The organism is Ruminococcus sp., from assembly GCF_024691275.1.
Lineage (GTDB): Bacteria > Bacillota > Clostridia > Oscillospirales > Ruminococcaceae > Ruminococcus.
The window spans coordinates 35408-43046 of sequence record NZ_JAILNU010000077.1 but is presented as its reverse complement, the minus strand read 5'-3'; the positions used below and the strand labels follow the sequence as shown (position 1 = coordinate 43046).

The 7639-nt window shown below is 44.2% G+C and carries 5 protein-coding genes; 1 reads left to right on the top strand and 4 read right to left on the bottom strand.

Annotation, left to right across the window (positions count from 1 at the left end):
- The first annotated feature begins 760 nt into the window (after positions 1 to 760).
- On the top strand, positions 761 to 1651 hold the full coding sequence (locus K6G33_RS09350; RefSeq protein ID WP_296778698.1) for an HD-GYP domain-containing protein: 891 nt from the start codon (positions 761 to 763) through the stop codon (positions 1649 to 1651).
- Between the two features lie 98 nt (positions 1652 to 1749).
- On the opposite strand, the gene glgA is transcribed toward K6G33_RS09350, so the two are convergent.
- The 4 genes from glgA to glgB are packed head-to-tail and all read right to left on the bottom strand — an operon-like array spanning position 1750 to position 7624.
- Positions 1750 to 3171 (bottom strand): glycogen synthase GlgA, encoded by a 1422-nt coding sequence (glgA, locus tag K6G33_RS09345; protein ID WP_296778696.1) that lies wholly within the window; start codon positions 3169 to 3171, stop codon positions 1750 to 1752.
- Between the two features lie 15 nt (positions 3172 to 3186).
- Entirely contained in the window at positions 3187 to 4308 is a 1122-nt protein-coding gene (gene glgD / locus K6G33_RS09340) for a glucose-1-phosphate adenylyltransferase subunit GlgD (protein WP_296778695.1), read from the bottom strand.
- 15 nt (positions 4309 to 4323) lie between these two features.
- A complete protein-coding gene (locus K6G33_RS09335; protein ID WP_296778693.1) occupies positions 4324 to 5550 on the bottom strand; it encodes a glucose-1-phosphate adenylyltransferase in 1227 nt (408 codons plus the stop codon).
- 34 nt (positions 5551 to 5584) lie between these two features.
- Complete coding sequence (gene glgB, locus K6G33_RS09330) at positions 5585 to 7624, bottom strand: 1,4-alpha-glucan branching protein GlgB (protein WP_296778691.1); 2040 nt, start codon at positions 7622 to 7624, stop codon at positions 5585 to 5587.
- Between the last annotated feature and the right edge of the window lie 15 nt (positions 7625 to 7639).

Below are 7639 nucleotides of genomic sequence, written 5' to 3'. Positions count from 1 at the left end.
CTAATCCTGTTCAATAACGCTTGCGTTATTACTTTGTGTTTTTTAAAGTCTTTTCTTGACTTTCCTCTTTATTCTCTAAAAAGGAATCTCAAGGGTCGTTACTTTTCTTATTCGCATTGTTCAATTTTCAAGATGCTGTATCACTCTCTCTCAGAGAGCTTAATTATTATATCACTTTCTCTTCGCTTTGTCAAGTACTTTTTCAAAATTTCTTTCGGAAATTTTTTCCTTCATACTCAACCGCTTTAGAGCAGCCTATATATTATATCACTTCCCTTTCGGTTTGTCAAGTACTTTTTCCATTTTCTTTTCAGAATTTTTTTCGTCGTATTGACTCTCCGTGTCGGTCAGTGTTTATATTATAGCACCCATTTTGCGATTTGTCAAATCAAACTTATATTACAATCCAGCAGTATTTTTGTGCGAAATAACGGACATTATTCTTATTTCTCTAAAAGAACGCTCAGCAGCAAGAATCATCAACAAAATATCATTTCATCTAATCGGATTTATGTTCAAATTTACTTTGTGTATTTTATTTATCATATCTTTCAGAGTTCTTCCAACGCATATTCAGTACATTTCCATATAAATTCTTTCCTCATGATGACAAAAATACCGCATTTATCACGGCAACATTTTTTACAGTTTAAATCCCCAAATTTTATTTCTTTTTGTATTGATTTTTTATTTCACTTGTGATATACTATTATATAGTTTTTAAGAGCAATTAAAAATACTCTGGGGGGAGGTAATTTGATTGCTGATATTTATTTATACATTGTTGACCATCGGCATTTTGCAGATGATCGTTAACATCTGGAAATATGTCGGCTTTTTACGCTCGTTGAGAGATGTTCTTTCAGCAGGCCGCGGCAGGATACGATTCTGGAAGAATATCGCCCTGGTGCTTCTCATGTTTTTCCTTATCGCATATCTTTTCATCACTTTTAAGATGAAGCCTGATCTTATGATCGCAGCCCTTCTTTTCAGCGGAAGCATTTTTGCTGCTATCATGATAACTATTATGTTCGTTCTTATGAACCGCACCAAGGCTCGTAGCATTGACATTGCCGAGCTCCTTATCGGCGTAATTGATGCCCGTGACCCTAACCTTAACGGTCACAGCCGTCATGTTCAGCATCTGACTATGCTTATCTATGAGCATTTGCCTTACCACGAAAAGCATGAGATCAATTTGATTAGTCTCGAATACGCCGCTCTTATGCATGATGTCGGCAAACTCGGTGTTCCTGAACGAATTCTGAACAAACCAGGAAGACTCGACTCAGATGAATGGGGCATCATGAAAAAGCACCCGCAGATCGGCGTTAATATCCTCGAACCTCTTAACTCTTTCAGCGATATCGTTCCATGGATATTATATCACCACGAAAGGATCGACGGCAGCGGCTACTATGGCCTGAAAGGCTCGAAGATTCCTCTTGCTTCGCGTATTATCGCTGTTGCCGACACTTACTCCGCTATCACAATGAAGCGCTCATACAGTGAAGCAGGCTCCCATGAAGAAGCTATTAGAATTATCCGCGATGTTTCCGGAACTCAGCTCGATAGTGAGATCGTTGATATTTTCTGCCATATTCCGGAGAAGCTCATCTTTGATTGTTACCCCGAACAAGTAAAATTCTGATAAGAAAAGCCACAGAGCAGTTTCGTTTTGCTCTATGGCTTTTTTTCTGTTACATAAAAAGACGTTCCAGCCGACTGCTGAAACGTCTTTTGTTTTTATCAATCTTTTTTAAGCAGATTCTTATATGTTTCTATATACAGATCAGCTGATGACGACCAGCTGTGATCGCACTCCATAGCGCGCTCCACAAGTTCTTCCCATTCGCTTCTGTTCTCGTAGTCCCTGCGCGCACGGTTAACAGCATCCAGCATATCATTTGCATTATACGTCTTGAATGTGAAGCCGTTTCCGTTTTCGCCGCCATTATCGCGGACAGAGTCTCGCAGTCCGCCTGTTTCACGCACTATAGGAACTGTTCCGTATCTCATTGCTATCATCTGAGCAAGTCCGCACGGTTCGCTCTGTGACGGCATGAGGAACATATCCGATCCTGCATATATCCTGTGTGAGAGCTCCGGCTCAAAGCCTACGGTAACCGATACTTTGTCAGGATATCTTCTTGCCATTTCAATGAAGAAATCCTCATATATCTTCTCACCGCTGCCCAACACAGCAAACTTTATCCCGCTGCGCACCATTTCCTCAAAAACGCACCTTATAAGATCAATGCCCTTATGTCTTACAAAACGTGTAACGATACCTATGATCGGTTCGTCACCCGCTGCAAGTCCCAGCTCCATAAGCAGAGCCTCCTTGCATTTCTCTTTTCCTGCGAGCTTCTTTGCAGAATAGTTCGCTGCAATGTACTTGTCCTTCTCGGGGTCATAGAGCTTTGTATCTATGCCATTCATGATGCCGCGAAGCTTATACTGCCTCGTGACGAGTATCCTGTCAAGTCCGTGAGCATACCACGGGTCGAGTATTTCCCACGCATAGCTCGGACTTACGGTCGTTATCATATCACAGCACTCTATAGCGCCCTTCATCATGTTTACGTGTCCGTCATAGTCGAGCAGTCCTGCATTATACATCGGAATGCCCATGATCTCATCGAGCACTTCCTTGCCGTACTTGCCCTGATACTCTATGTTGTGGATAGTGTAAACAGTCTTGATTCCGTCATATCCCTGCTGATACTTGTAGTATACGTTATAGTATACTGGTATCAGCGCAGTCTGCCAGTCGTTGCAGTTGATAATATCGGGCGTAAAATCAATATACTTGAGCATTTCGAGAACAGCCCTGTCAAAGAAAACAAATCTTTCACAGTCGTCATAGAAACCATACAGCCCGTCCCTTGAATAGTAATATTCATTATCAATGAAATAATAGGTTATGCCGTCCTTAATAGCCATAAAGATACCGCAGTACTGCTTGCGCCAAGAAACGTCAACAGTTATATTGGTCACAAAGGCCATTTTTTCGCGGAATTCAGGCTTTATTGACTTGTACAGCGGAATGACTACCCTACAGTCATGACGCTTTGACTTTATCGCTCTCGGGAGCGAACCTACTACATCTGCGAGTCCGCCTGAAGCTGCAAATGGTACAGCTTCGCTGGCAGCAAATAGTATTTTCATATTTTATCACCGCCGTCAGATCTTACCGCCTTTTGCTATATACAGCGGATATGTCTCGGAGCCTGTAAGCACCTTTTCATTGCTTATTTCTACATTCTTATCGGTAATGACAGAGGAAATGCTGCAGCCTTCGCCGACTTTGGTTCCCTGAAGCAGAACACAGTCCTTAACGACCGAATCCTTTCCGACCTTGACACCTCTGAACAGGATAGAATTTATGACTGTTCCCTCTACTATGCAGCCGTCAGCAATAAGTGAATCCTTTATATTCGACTCAAGTCCGTACTTGACAGGACCGTTGTCGCCTATCTTTGTAAGAACGGGCATATTCTTCGGGAACAATGCATTTTTCTTCTCAGGATCAAGGAGCATTCTGTTTGCATCATAAAAATCCTGGATACTGTCGATCCTTGTAAAGAAGCCGTCATGCCTGTAGCCCATTATCTTGAATTCTTCCTTCTTTCCCTGAAGTATCTCACGGGTGAAGCTGTACTGATTTCGGCTTGCGGCATCGGAAACTATCTTCTTCAGGAATTCCTTTGAAACGATGCACATTTCGAGCCAGATATTGCACTCGCCAGATATCTGCGGATCAACAAGAGCATCTCTCAGACGCTGATCGTCATCAAACTCCAGCACTGTAGTGCAGTTGTCCTTCTCACAGTTATACATTCCCTTGCTGTAAATGAGAGTAATATCAGCCTCTGTCTCCTTATGCTGCTTGAGCACAGGGTTGAAGTTAAGTGTGGTGACAACATCACAGTTTGACATTATAACGTATTTAGCGTTAGAATGTTCAACATAACTCCATATATTATTCAGAGCATCCAGTCTGCCGTTATAGATACCGCCTGTCTGGCTGTACGGCGGCAGGAGATGAAGTCCGCCCTTCTTACGTGAAAGATCCCAGTCACGGCCTGAGCCCAGGTGATCGAGGAGCGATCCGTAATTGGACTTTGTAATGACTCCTACCTCTGAAACGCCCGAATGGACAAAATTTGAAAGTGGGAAGTCGATAAGACGGTAACGACCGCCGAAAGGTATCGAACCCATAGTCCTCTGCTTTGTCAGCTCACTGACATAAGAGTCATGCATACTTGCAAAGACAAGACCTAAAACATTATAATTAACACTCATAGCAACATTCCTCCGTCAGATATTTTCGCCGATGATCTGTTTCGGCTCAACGACTTTATCTGCCGAAACAGTGACGTTATGTCCGACAACGGCAATGCCCCAGCTATCCCTGTCCTCGATCTGTTCGGGACTTGCGCCGATATGCGCACGGGACTCGATAACGCTGTCGCTTCCGACGATAGCATACTCAACTACAGCTCCCGACTTGATTACAGTTCCCGGCATGATGATACTGTAGTTTACGGTAGCGCCCGCCTCGATAGTAACACCTGAGAAAAGGATAGAGAAATCAACAGTTCCGTCGATAGTGCTTCCCTCCGAGATCATTGAGTTCTCGATGCAGGCATTGTCTCCAACATACTGCGGCGGCATATTGCTGTTGCGTGAATATATCTTCCAGTTAGGATCATAGAGATCGAGAGGAACACTCGGGCTGAGGAGGTCCATATTAGCCTCCCAGAGAGAATCAAGAGTTCCTACGTCTTTCCAGTAGCCTTCAAACTCATAAGCGAAAAGACGCTGCTTATCCCTAAGCATAGAGGTGATGATATCCTTGCCGAAGTCCTTTGACCAAGGCTCGCCCTTTGCGCGTTTCGCATTTGCGTCCTCCTCGTTTTCGATGAGATACTTCTTCAGCTTTGCCCAGCTGAAAACATATATGCCCATTGAAGCGAGAGTTGACTTCGGTACCTTTGGCTTCTCAACGAAGTCTACGACCTGCTTCTGTTCGTCGCAGATCATGATTCCGAAACGTGAAGCCTCTGCTTTCGGAACATCTATTACCGAGATAGTGCAGTCCGCATTGTTTGCAACGTGGAAATCCACCATCTTTGAGTAGTCCATCTTATAGATATGATCGCCGCCGAGAACCACCACATACTCAGGATCATAACGCTCGATAAAGCGCATATTCTGATAAATAGCATTTGCTGTACCCTCGTACCACGAAGCGCCCGCCTGAGTCTCATAAGGTGGGAGCACATGAACGCCGCCGTTCATCTTGTCCAGATCCCACGGCTGTCCGTTTCCTATGTACTCGTTGAGTACAAGGGGCTGATACTGGGTAAGAACGCCTACAGTATCAATGCCCGAATTGGTGCAGTTTGAAAGCGGGAAATCAATAAGTCTGTATTTTCCGCCATATGGTACCGCAGGCTTTGCGACATTTTTAGTCAATGCATATAATCTGCTTCCCTGACCGCCTGCAAGGAGCATTGCAACGACTCTTTTTTTAGTGTACATATTATTCCTCCTGGATCATTAATGCTTTATAGGATTATTTTTCTTTGGCAGAAGTCTCCTTCTTCGCCGAGGTCTTTGCCTTTCTGACAGAACTTCCCGATGCCTTTTCTGCTGATTTTTTTGTCTCTGAGGTATCAGTATCCGCAGCTGATCCGTCTGTCTTAGGCACAGCCGTTCTCTTTTTTACAGGTGAATACTTCAGATATATAACAGAGAGAGGGGCAAGTGTCATAGAAATACTGTTATCATGACCGTGCATAGGTACGCTTTCGGACTTGAAAGAGCTCTCGGTGATACCCGAACCGCCGTATTCAACAGCATCGGTGTTGAACACGAGCTTGTATCTGCCCTTCTGCGGAACGCCGATCCTGTAATCTCTGCGTTCAACAGGAACAAAGTTGCAGACTGTGATTATCTCATCGCCGTTATCGTCAATGCGGCGGAACGAGATGATACTCTGCTTGTAGTCATCGTTGGATATCCAGCTGAAGCCGTTCCACGAGTCGTCATTCTGCCAGAGCGGAGGATTCTCGATATAGAATCTGTTGAGCTTTTCCGAGAACTTCAGCAGCTTCTTATGAGCGTCGATATCCATTAAGTTCCAGTCCAGCTGAGACTTGTAGTCCCACTCCTTCATCTGACCGAATTCCTGTCCCATGAACAGGAGCTTCTTGCCCGGATGAGCCATCATATATGCGAGGAAAGCACGGTACGAAGCGAACTTCTGGTCGTACTCCCCGGGCATTTTATTTATCATAGAGCACTTTCCGTGAACTACCTCATCGTGTGAGATAGGCAGGATATAGTTCTCTGAGAAAGCATAGAAGAAAGAGAATGTGAGCTTATCGTGGTTGAATGCGCGATATATGGGATCGAGCGACATATAGCTCAGCATATCGTTCATCCAGCCCATATTCCATTTGAAGTTGAAGCCGAGACCGCCGATATCGGTCGGTTTTGTTACCAGAGGCCATGCAGTTGATTCCTCAGCTATCATAAGGGCATCCGGGTGCTTGAAGAAAACAGCTTCGTTGAGGTGCTTCAGGAATTCAACAGCTTCGAGGTTCTCGTTGCCGCCGTAGATATTGGCAGCCCACTCGCCCTCACTTCTGTCATAGTCAAGGTAGAGCATTGAAGCGACTGCATCAACTCTCAGACCGTCAACGTGGAACTCATCGAACCAGTAGTTTGCACTGGAGATAAGGAACGAGCATACCTCAGCCTTGCCGTAGTCAAATACTCTTGTGCCCCATGCTTTATGTTCCTTCTTGCGGTTGTCTGTATACTCATAGCAGCAGGTGCCGTCGAATTCATACAGACCTGCCTCGTCCTTCGGGAAATGTGCAGGTACCCAGTCAAGTATTACACCTATCCCCGCATCATGGAACATATCTATCATCTTTCTGAGATCATCGGGAGTTCCGTAGCGTGATGTAGGAGCAAAATAGCCTGTCACCTGATAACCCCATGAACCGTCATAAGGATATTCCGTAAGGGGCATGAACTCCACATGGGTGTATGACATCTTCTTTAAGTAAGGGATTATCTCCTTAGCAAAGGCAACATAATCGAAAAATACTTCCTCACCGTAGTTCTTCCACGAACTGAGATGTACCTCATAAACATTCACGGGATTTTTGAAAATATTATTCGAGCTTTTCTCCTTGAACCATTTGTCATCGCTCCATTTGTAATCGCTCTCATATATTTTTGAAGCAGTACCCGGACGTGTCTCGTAGTGATGTGCATACGGGTCAGCCTTCATAAGAAATTTTCCATCTTTGGTCTCGATGCAGTATTTATAAGCATCGAACTGTTTCAGACCCGATATCTCAGTCTCCCACACGCCGTCAGAAATCAGCGTCATGGGGTTCAGTGTTTTGTCCCAGTCGTTAAAATCGCCGACTACAGAAACACTTACAGCATTAGGAGCCCAAACTCTGAAAACGTAATTCTTGCCTCTCCCTTTTTTCTTGGAGTGTACGCCAAAAAATTTATATGCTTCATAGTTTTTTCCCTGATAAAAAAGGTACAGTGGAAAATCATTTGGATTGTTATTTTTATTAACAGACATAATTCAGCCTCCTTT